This is a genomic window from Streptomyces sp. NBC_00328, assembly GCF_036139655.1.
In the GTDB taxonomy this organism is placed as follows: Bacteria; Actinomycetota; Actinomycetes; order Streptomycetales; family Streptomycetaceae; genus Streptomyces.
Genome location: NZ_CP108013.1, coordinates 2,693,040 through 2,710,140, shown reverse-complemented (window position 1 = coordinate 2,710,140; position 17,101 = coordinate 2,693,040). Strand labels below are relative to the sequence as shown.

At 66.8% G+C, this 17,101-nt stretch carries 9 protein-coding genes, 3 rRNA genes and 2 pseudogenes; 11 read left to right on the top strand and 3 right to left on the bottom strand.

Features of this window, described 5'->3' with window-relative positions; all coding sequences use genetic code 11:
• Positions 1-3: 3 nt before the first annotated feature.
• Positions 4-789, bottom strand: a complete 786-nt coding sequence (locus tag OG485_RS11850) for a sporulation protein (protein ID WP_328668063.1) — start codon at positions 787-789, stop codon at positions 4-6.
• A 381-nt stretch (positions 790-1,170) separates the two neighbouring features.
• Here OG485_RS11850 and OG485_RS11840 point away from each other — a divergent pair, with 381 nt between their 5' ends.
• The 7 genes and pseudogenes from OG485_RS11840 (at position 1,171) to OG485_RS11810 (ending at position 10,913) form a co-directional block, all read left to right on the top strand.
• Positions 1,171-1,779: a DNA-3-methyladenine glycosylase gene (locus OG485_RS11840; protein WP_328668062.1), complete on the top strand. Its 609-nt coding sequence runs from the start codon at positions 1,171-1,173 to the stop codon at positions 1,777-1,779.
• 171 nt (positions 1,780-1,950) lie between these two features.
• Positions 1,951-2,258, top strand: a pseudogene (locus OG485_RS11835) (DNA-3-methyladenine glycosylase); the annotation flags it as partial.
• Positions 2,259-2,898: 640 nt separating this feature from the next.
• A 16S ribosomal RNA gene (locus tag OG485_RS11830) occupies positions 2,899-4,424 on the top strand.
• 314 nt (positions 4,425-4,738) lie between these two features.
• A 23S ribosomal RNA gene (locus OG485_RS11825) occupies positions 4,739-7,861 on the top strand.
• A gap of 137 nt (positions 7,862-7,998) precedes the next feature.
• Positions 7,999-8,115, top strand: a 5S ribosomal RNA gene (gene rrf, locus OG485_RS11820).
• The 16S, 23S and 5S rRNA genes sit together here, the layout of an rRNA operon.
• 125 nt (positions 8,116-8,240) lie before the next feature.
• Positions 8,241-9,503 (top strand): annotated as a pseudogene (locus OG485_RS11815) (hypothetical protein); the annotation flags it as partial.
• A 537-nt stretch (positions 9,504-10,040) separates the two neighbouring features.
• Positions 10,041-10,913: a hypothetical protein gene (locus tag OG485_RS11810; protein ID WP_328674329.1), complete on the top strand. Its 873-nt coding sequence runs from the start codon at positions 10,041-10,043 to the stop codon at positions 10,911-10,913.
• Between the two features lie 87 nt (positions 10,914-11,000).
• Here OG485_RS11810 and OG485_RS11805 read toward each other — a convergent pair whose 3' ends face one another.
• Complete coding sequence (locus OG485_RS11805; protein WP_328668061.1) at positions 11,001-12,293, bottom strand: DUF1015 domain-containing protein; 1,293 nt, start codon at positions 12,291-12,293, stop codon at positions 11,001-11,003.
• Between the two features lie 72 nt (positions 12,294-12,365).
• Between OG485_RS11805 and OG485_RS11800 the strand changes: the two genes are divergently transcribed.
• From OG485_RS11800 to OG485_RS11785, 4 genes are all read left to right on the top strand, one after another.
• Positions 12,366-13,394, top strand: a complete 1,029-nt coding sequence (locus OG485_RS11800) for an HAD hydrolase-like protein (RefSeq protein WP_328668060.1) — start codon at positions 12,366-12,368, stop codon at positions 13,392-13,394.
• 255 nt (positions 13,395-13,649) lie between these two features.
• A complete protein-coding gene (locus OG485_RS11795; protein ID WP_328668059.1) occupies positions 13,650-14,693 on the top strand; it encodes a FecCD family ABC transporter permease in 1,044 nt (347 codons plus the stop codon).
• Positions 14,694-14,707: 14 nt separating this feature from the next.
• Positions 14,708-15,784 (top strand): FecCD family ABC transporter permease, encoded by a 1,077-nt coding sequence (locus OG485_RS11790; protein WP_328674327.1) that lies wholly within the window; start codon positions 14,708-14,710, stop codon positions 15,782-15,784.
• On the top strand, positions 15,781-16,737 hold the full coding sequence (locus OG485_RS11785; protein WP_328668058.1) for an ABC transporter ATP-binding protein: 957 nt from the start codon (positions 15,781-15,783) through the stop codon (positions 16,735-16,737). The genes OG485_RS11790 and OG485_RS11785 overlap by 4 nt, the downstream gene beginning before the upstream one ends.
• Here the strand turns inward: OG485_RS11785 and OG485_RS11780 are convergent.
• Positions 16,721-17,068: an SCP2 sterol-binding domain-containing protein gene (locus OG485_RS11780; RefSeq protein WP_328668057.1), complete on the bottom strand. Its 348-nt coding sequence runs from the start codon at positions 17,066-17,068 to the stop codon at positions 16,721-16,723. The genes OG485_RS11785 and OG485_RS11780 overlap by 17 nt on opposite strands.
• Positions 17,069-17,101: the final 33 nt, after the last annotated feature.

Genomic DNA, 17,101 nt, shown 5'->3' with positions numbered 1-17,101 from the left:
AGCCTAGAACCAGCTGCGCTTGCTGCCGACCTCCGACAGCCACTGGTTCAGGTATCCGGCCCAGTCGGTGCCATGGAAGTCGTGCAGACCCACCTGGAAGGAACGGAACGAGTCGCTGCCCTCACTGAAGAGGCCCGGCTTCTTGTCCATCTCCAGGATGACGTCCATGGCACGGTCGTCCGCGACGAAGCTCAGCTCCACCTGGTTCAGTCCGCGGTACTGCGACGGCGGGTAGAACTCGATCTCCTGGTAGAACGGCAGCCGCTGACGGGTGTTGCGGATGTGACCCTTCTCCATGTCCGCGTTCTTGAAGCGGAAGCCGAGCTGGATGAAGGCGTCGAGAATCGCCTTCTGCGCCGGCAGCGGGTGCACGTTGATCGGGTCGAGGTCACCCGAGTCGATGGCACGGGCGATCTCCAGCTCGGTGGTGACACCGATGTTCATCCCGCGCAGGCTCTGCCCGTCGATCATGGTGATGGGCGTCTCCCACGGGATCTCCAGTCCGAACGGGACCGTGTGCACGGCGCCCGCCTGGAGCTGGAAGGCCCCGCCGAGGCGCAGCTTCGTGAACTCGATGTTCTGCTTGTACTCCTGGTCGTCGTGGCCCTCGACCTCGACCTTGGCCTGCAGGCCGACCGACAGACCCTCGATCGACTGGTCGACCGAACCACCCTGGATCCGCACCTCACCCTGGACGACGCCGCCCGGAACGGTGTTGGCCTCGGTCAGCACCGTCTCGACCGAAGCCCCACCGGCCCCCAAGCTCGCAAGCAGCCGCTTGAACCCCATGTCGTCACTTCCTCCCCAGGCAATGCCTGTTCGTTCTCTGCCCGTCTGGATCCTTTGATCCCTACAAACGCGATCCGGCCCCGACCGGTTCCGCGCCCTCACCCTTACAAGGGAGAGGACCCCTGACCACCCCGCGGGCACATATCCGTCCGGACTGCTCCGAACGGCTTCGGACTCCACCGCGCCGGGGAGGGCGGAGGGACTACGCTCGTACGCCATGATCGCGGCCCCTGACCGTACGCCCCTGACGCGGGACTCCTTCGACCGCCCTGTCCTGGACGTCATCCCCGACCTGCCAGGACGCGTCCTCGTACGTGCCACCCCGGGCGGTCCGATCGCGCCGCGCCGCGCGGAGACTCATGGCCCGGCAAGGCGGTCGGCATGAGGGCCGCCCTCGCCCGCCCCGCCGAAGAAGTCGCCCCCGACCTGCTCGGCGCCGTCCTCACCCACGCGACACCCGAGGGAACCGTGAGCATCACGATCACGGAGACCGAGGCGTACTCCGGCGCGGCCGACCCGGCCTCCCACGCCTACCGGGGCAGGACACCACGCAACGCCATCATGTTCGGGCCCGCAGGGCATCTGTACGTCTACAGGTCCCACGGTCTCCACTGGTGCGCCAACGTCGTCACCGGGGCGGACGGCATCGCTTCGGCCGTCCTCATCCGGGCGGGCAGGGTCATCGAAGGGGAAGACCTGGCACGCGAGCGGCGGGGGGACAAGGTCGAGAGCCCACGTCTCGCGCGGGGTCCGGGGAACTTCTGCCAGGCGCTCGGCATCACGGCGGAGCACAACGGCACAGACCTGCTGACGGACGCCTCGGTCGCACTGTCCGAGGGCGAGCCGGTACGCGCCGCACTCATCCGGGTCGGTCCTCGGGTAGGCGTGAGCAAAGCCCATGACTGGCAGCACCGCTTCTACCTCGCCGGTGATCCAACGGTCTCGGCGTACCGACTGAGCCCGAGAGCCAAGCCGTCCGCCGGAGCCTGAGCCGCCGCGTGCCTCGCCCGTGACTCCGCGCAGGCGAGTCGGCGCGGAACCGGTCCCGAAGATCCGTGAGCGCCCGCGTGCGAGGCGCGTCCCTCTGATGGACCACGCGCTGTGGTGCGCCGGCTCCGCCGGGGCCGTCGGTCCCGTTGGTCCCGGTCCGTGGCTCCGGCCGAGGACGCGGACCTCGCCTGTAAACATCGACTCTCGGCCCGATACGGCAGGGAACCGGCCAAAGGGTCGGCGCGCCACGCGACGGCACTGGGTGTGGACCGGTCGCTCGGCGGAGCGGACGCCTGCGGCCCGAGGGTTCGTTCCTGACCTTGCCGGGAGGTACCCCTGTCCCCTCCGACCAGGTACGCAACGGTCCACGCACCGGAGATTGCGGCGACGGAGGTGTTCACCCCAGGCGTTTCCGGGTCACCGACGACCCGACGGTGAGTCCTTATAGAGCGCATGCGCCCCGCCGCTGTTCAACTTGACGCACCCCTTCGGGATCCGTAATGTGGCCCGAGCCGCTTGAACCGGTTACGGCGTTCAGCCAGCAGCCGAGAGCGGCCATCCACTACCTACGACTTCCCCTCAGCGGGGGTCTATTCGGCGTGCCTGCACGTCTGAATTCGAACCCGCGGAACTCGATTATGAGTCGCCGAGGGAATCGGTTAACGTAGTGAATGTCGAAAGGCCGCGAAACGCGAAAGCGCTGAAAGGCCGGAAGGCAAGCCCCGCTGACTGGGAGTCAGGCCCGAAAGGTTCTGATAGAGTCGGAATCGCCGGAAAGGGAAACGCGAAAGCGGAAACCTGGAAAGCGCCGAGGAAATCGGATACGGAAACGGTCTGATAGAGTCGGAAACGCAAGACCGAAGGGAAGCGCCCGGAGGAAAGCCCGAGAGGGTGAGTACAAAGGAAGCGTCCGTTCCTTGAGAACTCAACAGCGTGCCAAAAATCAACGCCAGATTTGTTGATACCCCGTCTCCGGCCGTTCGGTCGGGACGAGGTTCCTTTGAAAAAGTCCTGCCGGGCATTGTTCCGGCAGGCGCATCAGCGAGGACGCTGTGAACCGGGGGATTATTCCTCCCCTTGGTTCCGCTCTCGTGATGTCGTCCCGATTACGGGAAAACATTCACGGAGAGTTTGATCCTGGCTCAGGACGAACGCTGGCGGCGTGCTTAACACATGCAAGTCGAACGATGAAGCCCTTCGGGGTGGATTAGTGGCGAACGGGTGAGTAACACGTGGGCAATCTGCCCTTCACTCTGGGACAAGCCCTGGAAACGGGGTCTAATACCGGATAACACTCCTGCCCGCATGGGTGGGGGTTAAAAGCTCCGGCGGTGAAGGATGAGCCCGCGGCCTATCAGCTTGTTGGTGAGGTAGTGGCTCACCAAGGCGACGACGGGTAGCCGGCCTGAGAGGGCGACCGGCCACACTGGGACTGAGACACGGCCCAGACTCCTACGGGAGGCAGCAGTGGGGAATATTGCACAATGGGCGAAAGCCTGATGCAGCGACGCCGCGTGAGGGATGACGGCCTTCGGGTTGTAAACCTCTTTCAGCAGGGAAGAAGCGAGAGTGACGGTACCTGCAGAAGAAGCGCCGGCTAACTACGTGCCAGCAGCCGCGGTAATACGTAGGGCGCAAGCGTTGTCCGGAATTATTGGGCGTAAAGAGCTCGTAGGCGGCTTGTCACGTCGGGTGTGAAAGCCCGGGGCTTAACCCCGGGTCTGCATTCGATACGGGCTAGCTAGAGTGTGGTAGGGGAGATCGGAATTCCTGGTGTAGCGGTGAAATGCGCAGATATCAGGAGGAACACCGGTGGCGAAGGCGGATCTCTGGGCCATTACTGACGCTGAGGAGCGAAAGCGTGGGGAGCGAACAGGATTAGATACCCTGGTAGTCCACGCCGTAAACGGTGGGAACTAGGTGTTGGCGACATTCCACGTCGTCGGTGCCGCAGCTAACGCATTAAGTTCCCCGCCTGGGGAGTACGGCCGCAAGGCTAAAACTCAAAGGAATTGACGGGGGCCCGCACAAGCAGCGGAGCATGTGGCTTAATTCGACGCAACGCGAAGAACCTTACCAAGGCTTGACATACACCGGAAAGCATTAGAGATAGTGCCCCCCTTGTGGTCGGTGTACAGGTGGTGCATGGCTGTCGTCAGCTCGTGTCGTGAGATGTTGGGTTAAGTCCCGCAACGAGCGCAACCCTTGTTCTGTGTTGCCAGCATGCCCTTCGGGGTGATGGGGACTCACAGGAGACTGCCGGGGTCAACTCGGAGGAAGGTGGGGACGACGTCAAGTCATCATGCCCCTTATGTCTTGGGCTGCACACGTGCTACAATGGCAGGTACAAAGAGCTGCGAAGCCGTGAGGCGGAGCGAATCTCAAAAAGCCTGTCTCAGTTCGGATTGGGGTCTGCAACTCGACCCCATGAAGTCGGAGTTGCTAGTAATCGCAGATCAGCATTGCTGCGGTGAATACGTTCCCGGGCCTTGTACACACCGCCCGTCACGTCACGAAAGTCGGTAACACCCGAAGCCGGTGGCCCAACCCCTTGTGGGAGGGAGCTGTCGAAGGTGGGACTGGCGATTGGGACGAAGTCGTAACAAGGTAGCCGTACCGGAAGGTGCGGCTGGATCACCTCCTTTCTAAGGAGCATCTAGGCCGCCGGGCTTGCCCGGTGGTCCAGGGCCATTACGTCGGCAGATGTTCGACGGTGGTTGCTCATGGGTGGAACGTTGATTATTCGGCACTCTCAGTCATCTCGGGCTGCAAGTACTGCTCTTCGGAGCGTGGAAAGCTGATCATGAGTGGCGAGGGTGTCGGGCACGCTGTTGGGTGTCTGAAGGTACGGCCCGTGTGGCTGCCTTCAGTGCCGGCCCCAGTGCACTCGAACTACTGGTTCGGGGTGATGGGTGGTTGGTCGTTGTTTGAGAACTGCACAGTGGACGCGAGCATCTGTGGCCAAGTTTTTAAGGGCGCACGGTGGATGCCTTGGCACCAGGAACCGATGAAGGACGTGGGAGGCCACGATAGTCCCCGGGGAGCCGTCAACCAGGCTTTGATCCGGGGGTTTCCGAATGGGGAAACCCGGCAGTCGTCATGGGCTGTCACCCATACCTGAACACATAGGGTATGTGGAGGGAACGCGGGGAAGTGAAACATCTCAGTACCCGCAGGAAGAGAAAACAACCGTGATTCCGGGAGTAGTGGCGAGCGAAACCGGATGAGGCCAAACCTCAAGCGTGTGAGACCCGGCAGGGGTTGCGCTTGGGGGGTTGTGGGATCTCTCTTTCACAGTCTGCCGGCTGTGAGACGAGTCAGAAACCGTTGATGTAGGCGAAGGACATGCGAAAGGTCCGGCGTAGAGGGTAAGACCCCCGTAGTCGAAACATCAACGGCTCGTTTGAGAGACACCCAAGTAGCACGGGGCCCGAGAAATCCCGTGTGAATCTGGCGGGACCACCCGCTAAGCCTAAATATTCCCTGGTGACCGATAGCGGATAGTACCGTGAGGGAATGGTGAAAAGTACCGCGGGAGCGGAGTGAAATAGTACCTGAAACCGTGTGCCTACAAGCCGTGGGAGCGTCGCGCATTGAGTTTACTCAATGCGTCGTGACTGCGTGCCTTTTGAAGAATGAGCCTGCGAGTTTGCGGTGCGTTGCGAGGTTAACCCGTGTGGGGAAGCCGTAGCGAAAGCGAGTCCGAATAGGGCGATTCAGTAGCGCGCTCAAGACCCGAAGCGGAGTGATCTAGCCATGGGCAGGTTGAAGCGGCTGTAAGAGGTCGTGGAGGACCGAACCCACCAGGGTTGAAAACCTGGGGGATGACCTGTGGTTAGGGGTGAAAGGCCAATCAAACTCCGTGATAGCTGGTTCTCCCCGAAATGCATTTAGGTGCAGCGTCGTGTGTTTCTTGCCGGAGGTAGAGCACTGGATAGGCGATGGGCCCTACCGGGTTACTGACCTTAGCCAAACTCCGAATGCCGGTAAGTGAGAGCGCGGCAGTGAGACTGTGGGGGATAAGCTCCATGGTCGAGAGGGAAACAGCCCAGAGCATCGACTAAGGCCCCTAAGCGTACGCTAAGTGGGAAAGGATGTGGAGTCGCACAGACAACCAGGAGGTTGGCTTAGAAGCAGCCACCCTTGAAAGAGTGCGTAATAGCTCACTGGTCTAGTGATTCCGCGCCGACAATGTAGCGGGGCTCAAGCGTACCGCCGAAGTCGTGTCATTGCAGCAATAGGGCCAACGCCCGCTGTGATGGGTAGGGGAGCGTCGTGTGCCGGGTGAAGCCGCGCCGGAAGGCAGTGGTGGACGGTTCACGAGTGAGAATGCAGGCATGAGTAGCGATACACACGTGAGAAACGTGTGCGCCGATTGACTAAGGGTTCCTGGGTCAAGCTGATCTGCCCAGGGTAAGTCGGGACCTAAGGCGAGGCCGACAGGCGTAGTCGATGGATAACCGGTTGATATTCCGGTACCCGCTGTGAAGCGTCAAACATCGAACCAGGCGATGCTAAGTCCGTGAAGCCGCCCCGGAGCCTTCGGGCAAAGGGGAGTGGTGGAGCCGACGGACCAGACCTGTAGTAGGTGAGTGATGGGGTGACGCAGGAAGGTAGTCCATCCCGGGCGGTGGTTGTCCCGGGGTAAGGGTGTAGGCCGTGTGATAGGCAAATCCGTCACACATTAAGGCTGAGACCTGATGCCGAGCCGATTGTGGTGAAGTGGATGATCCTATGCTGTCGAGAAAAGCCTCTAGCGAGTTTCATGGCGGCCCGTACCCTAAACCGACTCAGGTGGTCAGGTAGAGAATACCGAGGCGTTCGGGTGAACTATGGTTAAGGAACTCGGCAAAATGCCCCCGTAACTTCGGGAGAAGGGGGGCCATCACTGGTGATCCGATTTACTCGGTGAGCTGGGGGTGGCCGCAGAGACCAGCGAGAAGCGACTGTTTACTAAAAACACAGGTCCGTGCGAAGCCGTAAGGCGATGTATACGGACTGACGCCTGCCCGGTGCTGGAACGTTAAGGGGACCGGTTAGTCACTCTTCGGGGTGGCGAAGCTGAGAACTTAAGCGCCAGTAAACGGCGGTGGTAACTATAACCATCCTAAGGTAGCGAAATTCCTTGTCGGGTAAGTTCCGACCTGCACGAATGGCGTAACGACTTCTCGACTGTCTCAACCATAGGCCCGGTGAAATTGCACTACGAGTAAAGATGCTCGTTTCGCGCAGCAGGACGGAAAGACCCCGGGACCTTTACTACAGTTTGATATTGGTGTTCGGTTCGGCTTGTGTAGGATAGCTGGGAGACTGTGAAGCTTGGACGCCAGTTCAGGTGGAGTCGTCGTTGAAATACCAGTCTGGTCGTGCTGGATGTCTAACCTGGGTCCGTGATCCGGATCAGGGACAGTGTCTGATGGGTAGTTTAACTGGGGCGGTTGCCTCCTAAAGAGTAACGGAGGCGCCCAAAGGTTCCCTCAGCCTGGTTGGCAATCAGGTGTTGAGTGTAAGTGCACAAGGGAGCTTGACTGTGAGACCGACGGGTCGAGCAGGGACGAAAGTCGGGACTAGTGATCCGGCGGTGGCTTGTGGAAGCGCCGTCGCTCAACGGATAAAAGGTACCCCGGGGATAACAGGCTGATCTTCCCCAAGAGTCCATATCGACGGGATGGTTTGGCACCTCGATGTCGGCTCGTCGCATCCTGGGGCTGGAGTCGGTCCCAAGGGTTGGGCTGTTCGCCCATTAAAGCGGTACGCGAGCTGGGTTTAGAACGTCGTGAGACAGTTCGGTCCCTATCCGCTGTGCGCGTAGGAATATTGAGAAGGGCTGTCCCTAGTACGAGAGGACCGGGACGGACGAACCTCTGGTGTGCCAGTTGTCCTGCCAAGGGCATGGCTGGTTGGCTACGTTCGGGAGGGATAACCGCTGAAAGCATCTAAGCGGGAAGCCTGCTTCGAGATGAGTATTCCCACCCCCTTGAGGGGTTAAGGCTCCCAGTAGACGACTGGGTTGATAGGCCAGATCTGGAAGCCCGGCAACGGGTGGAGGTGACTGGTACTAATAGGCCGAGGGCTTGTCCTCAGTTGCTCGCGTCCACTGTGTAGTTCCCAGACAACGAACGGTTGTGCTGGCTGAACAGTTCCACTTAATCAATTTAAAAGTGTGCTTGTTCGCTGCCCGTTCGAGGCCTCGTTTCATCACGAGGCGTCTGACAGGGTTTCGGTGGTCATAGCGTGAGGGAAACGCCCGGTTACATTCCGAACCCGGAAGCTAAGCCTCACAGCGCCGATGGTACTGCAGGGGGGACCCTGTGGGAGAGTAGGACGCCGCCGAACTAAAATTAGAGGACCCTTGGTCCCAGCGACTCGCTGGGACCAAGGGTCTTTTTTTGTTTTGCCGAAGCGCGCCGGGTACCTGGCTGCGCGAGAATGACTTGCGGTACCGATGACAGGAGTCACCCATGTCCACCAACTCTCCCGACGAGCGACCGGAGCGCGACCAGCGCCGTCGTGACAGTGGTGACCGCGGTGACTACCGCGGCGGCCCGCGCCGAGACAACGACCGTGGCGGCTCCGGCCGGCGTGACGACAACCGCAGTGGCGGGGACCGTGGCGGCTTCCGTCGCGACGACAGCCGTGGCGGCAGCACCAGCGGCGGCAGTGGCAGCGGTGGCGGCGCCCCCCGTGGCCGTGACGACCGCCGTGAGGGCGATCGGGGCGGCCGGCCGCCGTTCCGTCGTGACGACCGCGGTGGCAGCGGCGGCGGTTTCCGTCGGGACGACAGCCGTCCGGCCTTCAACCGCGACGATCGGCCCAGCAGCCCGCGCCGTGACGACGACCGCGGCGGTTTCCGTCGCGACGACCGTGGCGGCAGTGGTGGCGGTGACCGTGGCGGCTTCCGCCGTGACGACAACCGCGGTGGCGGCGGGGACCGTGGAGGTTTCCGTCGTGACGATCGTGGCGGCAGTGCCGGCGGTGACCGTCCTCCCTTCCGTCGTGACGACAACCGTGGCGGCGGCAGTGGTGGCGGTTTCCGCCGTGACGACCGTGGCGGCAGTGGTGGTGGTGACCGTCTGCCCTTCCGTCGTGACGACAACCGCGGTGGCAGCAGTGGTGGTGGCTTCCGTCGCGACGACCGTGGTGGCAGCGGCGGTGACCGTGGTGGCTTCCGTCGTGACGAGCGCCCCAGTAGCCCGCGTCGTGATGACGACCGCGGTGGCTTCCGCCGTGACGACAACCGCGGTGGCAGCAGTGGTGGCGGCTTCCGCCGTGACGACCGCGGCGGCAGTGCCGGCGGCGACCGTCCTCCCTTCCGTCGTGACGACAACCGCGGTGGCAGCAGTGGTGGCGGTTTCCGTCGCGACGACCGTGGCGGCAGTGCCGGCGGCGACCGTCCTCCCTTCCGTCGTGACGACAACCGCGGTGGCAGCAGTGGTGGCGGTTTCCGTCGCGACGACCGCGGCGGCAGTGCCGGCGGCGACCGTCCTCCCTTCCGTCGTGACGACAACCGCGGTGGCAGCAGTGGTGGCGGCTTCCGTCGCGACGACCGCGGCGGCAGTGCCGGCGGTGACCGTGGTGGCTTCCGTCGTGACGACAACCGCGGTGGCGGCAGTGCCGGCGGCGACCGTCCTCCCTTCCGTCGCGACGACAACCGCGGTGGCAGCGGCGGTGACCGTGGTGGCTTCCGTCGTGACGAGCGCTCCAGTAGCCCGCGTCGTGATGACGACCGCGGTGGCTTCCGTCGTGACGACAACCGCGGTGGCGGCAGTAGTGGCGGCTTCCGCCGTGACGACCGTGGCGGCAGCGGTGGCGGCGACCGTCCTCCCTTCCGCCGCGACGACAACCGCGGTGGCGGCAGCGGTGGCGGCGACCGTCCGCCCTTCCGCCGTGACGACCGGGATGCTCGTGGAGACTTCCGTCGTGACGAGCGCCCCAGTAGCCCGCGCCGTGACGACGACCGCGGTGGCTTCCGCCGCGACGAGCGCCCCAGCAGCCCGCGTCGTGATGACGACCGTGGTGGCTTCCGCCGTGACGACAACCGCGGCGGTGGCTTCCGTGACCGTGACGACCGGGGCCGTGGCGGACCCCGCCAGGACGACCGGGGCGGGCGCCCCGGTGGCTTCCGCGGCCGCGACGACCGCGGCGGCGGCGACGACCGGCGCGGTGGCGGCCGTTACCGCGACGAGCGGGAGCGGGACCGTGAGCCGATCAAGCGGCTGCCCATCCCGGACGACGTCACGGGCGAGGAGATCGACAAGGACGTGCGTCAAGAGCTCCTGAGCCTGCCCAAGGGGCTCGCCGAGGACGTCGCCCGCAACCTGGTGATGGTCGCCCGGCTCATCGACGAGGACCCCGAGAGCGCCTACGAATACTCGAGGATCGCCCTGCGGCTGGCCTCGCGTGTGGCCGCCGTGCGCGAGGCGGCCGGTTTCGCCGCGTACGCGAACCAGAAGTTCAGCGAGGCGCTCGCGGAGTTCCGCGCCGCGCGCCGGATGACCGGCAGCGTGGAGCTGTGGCCCGTCATGGCGGACTGCGAGCGTGGCCTCGGCCGGCCCGAGAAGGCGCTGGAGATGGCCGGGGCGCCCGAGGTGCAGAAGCTGGACAAGGCTAGCCAGGTCGAGATGCGGCTCGTGGCCGCCGGTGCCCGGCGTGACATGGGTCAGCTCGACGCGGCCATCGTCACCCTGCAGAGTCCGGAGCTCGCCTCGAACTCCGTCCAGCCCTGGACCGCGCGACTGCGGTACGCCTACGCCGACGCGCTGCTCGCCGCCGGACGTGAGGGCGAGGCGCGCGAGTGGTTCGCCAAGACCGTCGAGTCCGACAAGGACGGCAGCACGGACGCCTCCGACCGCCTCGCCGAGCTGGACGGCGTGGAGTTCGTCGACGTCCTCGTCGAGGACGACGAGGAAGCCGGGAACGGTGACACCACCGAGACCGCGACGGAGAGCCGCGTCGAGGCCGAGGCCGAGCACCAGGACACGGACGACGAAGGCGAAGACGACGAGGACGAAGACGAGGACGAGGACGACGAGATCGAGTCCGTGACCACGGACGAGATCACGGACGACGTCGACGACCTCGACGAGGACGAGGACGCCGACGAGGACGACGCTCCTCACCGTCCGCAGAGCTGACGCCGGACACCACGGCGCAAACACGTGGGCGGCGGGACACCGGAAGGTGTGCCGCCGCCCACGTGGCGTTTTGGGGACCGCGCCCTTTCAGGGAGCGAGCGCCCGCAGGACCAGCCCGGACGCCGGCTTCGGCCCGAACGAGGTCGACTTGCGCGGCATCGTGACCCCCTGGCGCGCCAGATCGCGTACGACGTCCTCGCGGACCGGGTGCATCAGGACGGCCGTGCCTCCGTCGCGTTCCGCCTTCTCGACCGTGGCGGTCGTGTCGTGGATGTACGCGATGTGTGCGGGAGAGTCCTCCGGGATGCCCCACACATGGTCCAGGAGCGTGGCGTGCAGGACCGTGGCGTCCAGTGAGCGCCAGGCCTCCGGGTGCTCGGCCGGGATGGTACGGGCCAGGAGGTCCGGCGACGGGCGGTCGACGAGGTGGAAGGAGCCGTCGCCGGCGAGGAGGAACGCGTTCCCCGCGGAGGCGGCCGAGGAGAGGGCCTCCAGCGCCTCGGCGAGGGGCACGTCGAGGTGGCGTACGCGGAAGGAGTCACCGAGGGCGGCCAGCGCCTCGGTGACCGGCAGGCCGTGCAGCAGGCGGTGGATGGCCCGGACGCGCAGCGGGTAGCGGGCGGTGTCCACCAGGAGCACCAGACCGTAGTCCCAGGGGCTCGGGGAAGGATGCTCCGCGCGTAGACGCAGATACGTAGCCCAGCGGTGATGCCCGTCGGCGATCAGGGCCTGGTGGCGGCCGAGGTCCGTGCGGATCTCCGAGAGTTCCGCCGGGTCCGTGACCGCCCACAGACGATGGCTGATGCCGTCCTCCGTGGTGGTGGACAGCAGCGGGGGCAGGGCCGCGGTGCGTTCGATGACGGCGGCGGTGCCGTACCCGGAACCGTTGCCGCGATAGGTCAGCAGCAGGGGTTCGAGGTTGGCGGACGTGGCGCGCATCAGGGCCGCGCGGTCCGCGATGACGTGGGGCATCACGTCCTCGTGCGGGAGCACGACACCGTCGGCCGGATCGGACAGGCGCAGATTGCCGATCACGCCCCGTTGCAGCAGGTCCCCGTCGCGCTGCTCGTACACGTACAGGCCCGGCTCGGGATCGGCGGCCAGGACGCCCTCCGACAGCCAGCGGCGCAGCGTTTCGGCGGCCTGCCGGTTGCGGGCGGCGGGGGTGCCGTCCTGCGGCAGGATCAGCCGGACGATGTTGTACGGGTCGGCCGACTCGAGTTCGAGCAGTCCGTCGGGCCGGACGATCACGTCGTACGGCGGGGACGTCACGGCGGCCAGGCTGCCGACCCGGTCGGGGTCGTAGCGCACGCCTCGGAACGGGGTGAGTTCGAGGCCGCTCCCTGCCGGTGTTTCCTCCTCGGGACCTGCATAGTTCATTGGGGCATCGTAAGTGTGTCAGTGGCATGCGCGATGATCGGGGCAACGGGATCGAACGAGGAGCGATGCGCAATGAGCCAGACCGTCAGGACGCGGCCCGAGGGCAGTGGGCAGGCCCTGAGCGAGGTGTACGACACGGCGCTGCTGGACCTGGACGGGGTGGTGTACGCGGGCGGTGACGCCATCGCCCACGCCGTCGATTCGCTGGCGACGGCGCGCGCGGGCGGTATGCACCTCGCGTACGTCACCAACAACGCGCTGCGCACCCCCGACGCGGTCGCCGGGCATCTCACGGAGCTGGGCATACCGACGGTGGCCTCGGACGTCATCACCTCGGCGCAGGCCGTGGCCCGGCTCATCAGCGAGCAGGTGCCGGCGGGGGCGCGGGTGCTCGTCATCGGCGGAGAGGGACTGCGGGTCGCCCTTCGCGAGCGCGGGCTGGAGCCGGTCGACTCGGCGGAGGATGAGCCCGTGGCGGTCGTCCAGGGGTACGGCGGTCCCGATCTGACCTGGTCCCGCTTCGCGGAGGCGTGCTACGCCATCGCGCGCGGGGTTCCGTGGTTCGCCTCCAACACGGATCTGACGATTCCGGGCGCGCGCGGGATCGCGCCCGGGAACGGCGCGGCGGTGGAGGTCGTCCGCATCGCCACGGGTGCCGAGCCGCAGGTGGCGGGCAAGCCGCTGCCCCCGATGCACCGCGAGACGATTCTGCGGACCGGGGCCGAGCGGCCGCTGGTGGTCGGGGACCGGCTGGACACGGACATCGAGGGCGCGTTCAACGGAGAGGTGGACTCGCTGCTCGTCCTCACCGGTGTGACGGACGGGGCACAGCTCCTCGCCGCGCCTCCGCAGCACCGGCCGACGTACGTCGACGCCGATCTGCGCGGGATGCTCACCGGGCAGCCCGAGGTCGTCGAGGCGGGCGACGGGTTCCGCTGCGGCGGCTGGACGGCGACGGCGGGCGGCCAGGAACTCGAGCTGACGGGCGAGGGCGAGGCCCTCGACGGACTGCGGGCCCTGTGCGCGGCGGCGTGGACGGCCGCGGGTGAGAGCGCGTGCGAGCTGGACGGGGGGAAGGCGCTGGCCCGGCTGGGCCTCTAGGGCTAGTCCGACCGGTCCGGTCCGGTCCGGGATCGGACCTGGAGTGCGCTGGGACCGGACCTGGAGTGCACAGGGGCCGGTCCCTGTCCCGGTCTCTGTGCACTCCAGGCGCCGGGGAAGCGCATGGGGGCCGGTGCTGCCGGTGCTCGCTCGTGGGCGGGGCGGGGTCGGTGGGGTGGCTGACCTGGGCCTCGGTGCGAGGCCGGGTGTGCGGGCGCCCCCAAGCGCGACGCGAGGGTAGGCTAACCTAACCTCGTGTTGGTCGAGAGTCCTCCTGAACAGCGCGCGGAAACCGCCCCCGCGCCCCCAACCCGCCGGGCGATACGGGCTTTCGGGCTCCTCGTCTCCGTGGGCGTCCTGCTGCTGGTCGCGCTGGCGAGTATCGCGATCGGCGCGAAAGCGCTACCGCTGGACCAGGTGTGGCACGGCCTGTTCCACGACTCGGGGACGTACGCCGATGTCGTGGTCGGCGACCGGATCTCGCGCACCGTGCTCGGGCTGCTGGCCGGCGCCGCGCTCGGGCTGTCCGGTGCCGTCCTCCAGGCGCTCACCCGCAATCCGCTGGCCGACCCCGGCCTGCTCGGGATCAACGCGGGCGCGTCCGCCGCCGTCGTCACCGCGATCACCTATTTCGGCGTCACCTCGCTGAGCGGCTACGTCTGGTTCGCCTTCCTCGGCGCGGCCGCGGTCGGAGCGCTGGTCTGGTTCCTGGGCGGAAGCCGGGGCGCGACCCCGGTACGGCTCGCGCTCGCCGGAACCGCGATCAGCGCCGCGCTGTACGGCTATCTCCAGGCCGTGATGATCATGGACGACGCGGCGCTCGGCAAGATGCGCTTCTGGACCGTCGGCTCGCTCGCCTCGGCGACCGACTCGACGATCGAGCAGGTAGCCCCCTTCCTCGCCGTCGGCACGCTCATCGCGCTGGCTCTGGCCCGGCCGTTGAACGCGGTGGCCATGGGCGACGACACGGCCCGGGCGCTCGGCGCCAACCTGAACCGCACCCGCGCGCTGTCGATGGCTGCCGCGACCGTGCTCTGCGGCGCCGCCACCGCCGCCTGCGGACCGATCGTGTTCGTCGGGCTCATGGTCCCGCACGCCGTCCGCTCCTTCACCGGGCCCGACCTGCGCTGGATCCTGCCGTACGCCACCGTCCTGTCGCCCGCGCTGCTGCTCGGCGCCGATGTCCTGGGGCGGATGGTCGCCCGGCCGGCGGAGCTCCAGGTCGGCATCGTCACCGCGGTGCTGGGCGGTCCGGTCTTCATCTTTCTCGTACGGCGACGGAGGACGGCGCAGCTGTGACGACCCCACGAAGCATCCGAACCGCACGCGACCGGCGTGTCCCGGCACTCCCCGGGCGCCGTGTCCGGGCCGTCCGCACCGGCGGCGGACTGTCCGTCCGCCTCGACGTCCGCACGTTCCTCGTGGTCGTCCTGCTGCTGGTGGCAGCGGCCGCGGCGAGCGTGGTCCTCATCGGCACCGGCGACTTCCCGATCCCGGCCGGCGACGTCCTCAAGACCCTGGCCGGCGACGGCAGCCCCAGCCAGGAGTTCATCGTCAACGACCTGCGGCTGCCGCGCGTTCTCGTCGGGCTGCTGGTGGGGGCCTCGCTCGGGCTGGCCGGAGCGCTGTTCCAGTCCGTCTCCCGCAATCCGCTGGGCAGCCCCGACGTGCTCGGGCTCGGACAGGGTTCCACCGCCGGCGCGCTCATCATGATCGTGCTGTACTCGGGCAGCGCGACCGAGGTCGCCCTCGGGGCGCTCGTCGGCGGACTCCTGACCGGATTCGCCATCTACCTGCTCGCGTGGAAGCGGGGCGTGCACGGCTACCGCCTGGTCCTCGTCGGCATCGGCGTCTCCGCGATCGTCACGGCGGTCAACGGCTACCTCCTCACCAAGGCCGACCTCGTCGACGCGGCCCGCGCCGTCGTCTGGATGACCGGCTCCCTCAACGGCCGGGACTGGGCCCAGGTCTGGCCGCTGCTCATCCTGTGCGCCGTCCTCGTCCCCCTCGTCCTCGGCAACGCGCGCGGGCTGCGGATGATGGAGATGGGCGACGACGTGTCGTACGCCCTCGGAGTGAGCGTCGAGCGGACGCGGCTGCTGCTGATGGTGGCCGCCGTGCTGCTCACCGCGGGTGCCACCGCCGCCGCGGGCCCCGTCGGTTTCGTGGCGCTCACCGCGCCGCAGCTCGCCCGGCGGCTCACCCGGTCACCCGGACCGAACCTCATGCCGTCGATGTGCATGGGCGCGACCCTGCTCGTCGTCGCGGACTGGGCCTCGCAGCGCGCCTTCGGCGCCGATCAGCTGCCGGTCGGCGTCGTGACCGGCGTCCTCGGCGGCGTCTACCTGCTATGGCTGCTGGTCACCGAGCGCAAGGCGGGCCGGATATGAGCGGCCCGGCGGACCCGGCCGTGAGCCCGGCGGACACGGCTGTGAGCGGCCCGGCGGACCCGGCCGTGCGGGAACCGAAGAACGCGGCGCGGGCGAACGACCAGGCGCACGAGAACACCCCAAGGAGCACTGTGAACCGCCTGTCCGCCGACAACGTCACCCTCGGCTACGACCAGCGCGTCATCGCGGAGAAGCTGTCGGTGGAGATTCCCGACAACTCCTTCACCGTGATCGTCGGCCCGAACGCCTGCGGCAAGTCCACGCTGCTGCGTGCCCTCTCGCGCATGCTGAAGCCCTCGGCCGGGCGGGTGCTGCTCGACGGACAGGCGATCCAGTCGATGCCCGCGAAGAAGGTGGCGCGCACCCTCGGGCTGCTGCCGCAGTCGTCGATCGCACCGGACGGGATCACGGTCGGCGACCTCGTCGGCCGGGGCCGCTACCCCCATCAGGGCCTGCTGCGCCAATGGTCCGCGGAGGACGAGCGCGTGGTGCAGGAGGCGATGGCCTCGACCGGGGTCGCCGAGCTCGCCGACCGCTACGTCGACGAATTGTCGGGCGGCCAGCGTCAGCGCGTGTGGATCGCGATGGCGCTCGCGCAGCAGACCCCGCTGCTCCTGCTGGACGAGCCGACGACCTATCTCGACATCCAGCACCAGATCGACGTCCTCGACCTGTGCGCCGAGCTCCACGAGACCCGGGGCCGCACCCTGGTCGCCGTGCTGCACGACCTCAACCACGCGGCCCGGTACGCCACCCACCTGATCGCCCTGCGCGGCGGCGAGGTCATCGCCGAGGGCGCCCCGAACGACATCGTCACGGCCGAGCTGGTCGAGGAGGTCTTCGGGCTGCGCTGCCAGATCATCGACGACCCCGAGACCGGGACACCGCTCGTGGTGCCCGCGGCTCGCAAGGCCAGGGTCCCCGCCGCCGCGTCCGCTAAAGAAGGGTCCTGAGCCGGAACAGGTCGCGCAGGCCCGCCTCCAGCTTCACCCGGCCCGAGCCCCAGGCCTTCGCGAAGTTCAGCTCGCCGTTCACCATCGACACCAGGTCGTCGCCGTTCATGGTCAGCCGGATCTGTGCCCGCTCGGGAGGCGGGCCCTGGAGCGTGTCGAGGACCTCGATCCGGCCGCCCCTGAGACGGCCGACGAAGGTGATGTCCAGGTCGGTGATACGGCAGCTCAGCGAGCGGTCCAGGGCCGCCGCGGCGCGCACGTTCCCGTCGGCGCCCGCCATGTTGTCCGAAAGCTTGTCGAGTGCGGTGCGGCACTCCTCTGTCGTCGCCATCGTGATCGACGGTACCGCAGCCCTTCGCGGTAG

Coding starts and splice junctions, on each gene's coding strand:
- OG485_RS11785 (WP_328668058.1), top strand. CDS start 15,781: ATGAGCGGCCCGGCGGACCCGGCCGTGAGCCCGGCGGACACGGCTGTG.
- OG485_RS11840 (WP_328668062.1), top strand. CDS start 1,171: ATGAGGGCCGCCCTCGCCCGCCCCGCCGAAGAAGTCGCCCCCGACCTG.
- OG485_RS11780 (WP_328668057.1), bottom strand. CDS start 17,068: ATGGCGACGACAGAGGAGTGCCGCACCGCACTCGACAAGCTTTCGGAC.
- OG485_RS11805 (WP_328668061.1), bottom strand. CDS start 12,293: ATGAACTATGCAGGTCCCGAGGAGGAAACACCGGCAGGGAGCGGCCTC.
- OG485_RS11800 (WP_328668060.1), top strand. CDS start 12,366: ATGAGCCAGACCGTCAGGACGCGGCCCGAGGGCAGTGGGCAGGCCCTG.
- OG485_RS11850 (WP_328668063.1), bottom strand. CDS start 789: ATGGGGTTCAAGCGGCTGCTTGCGAGCTTGGGGGCCGGTGGGGCTTCG.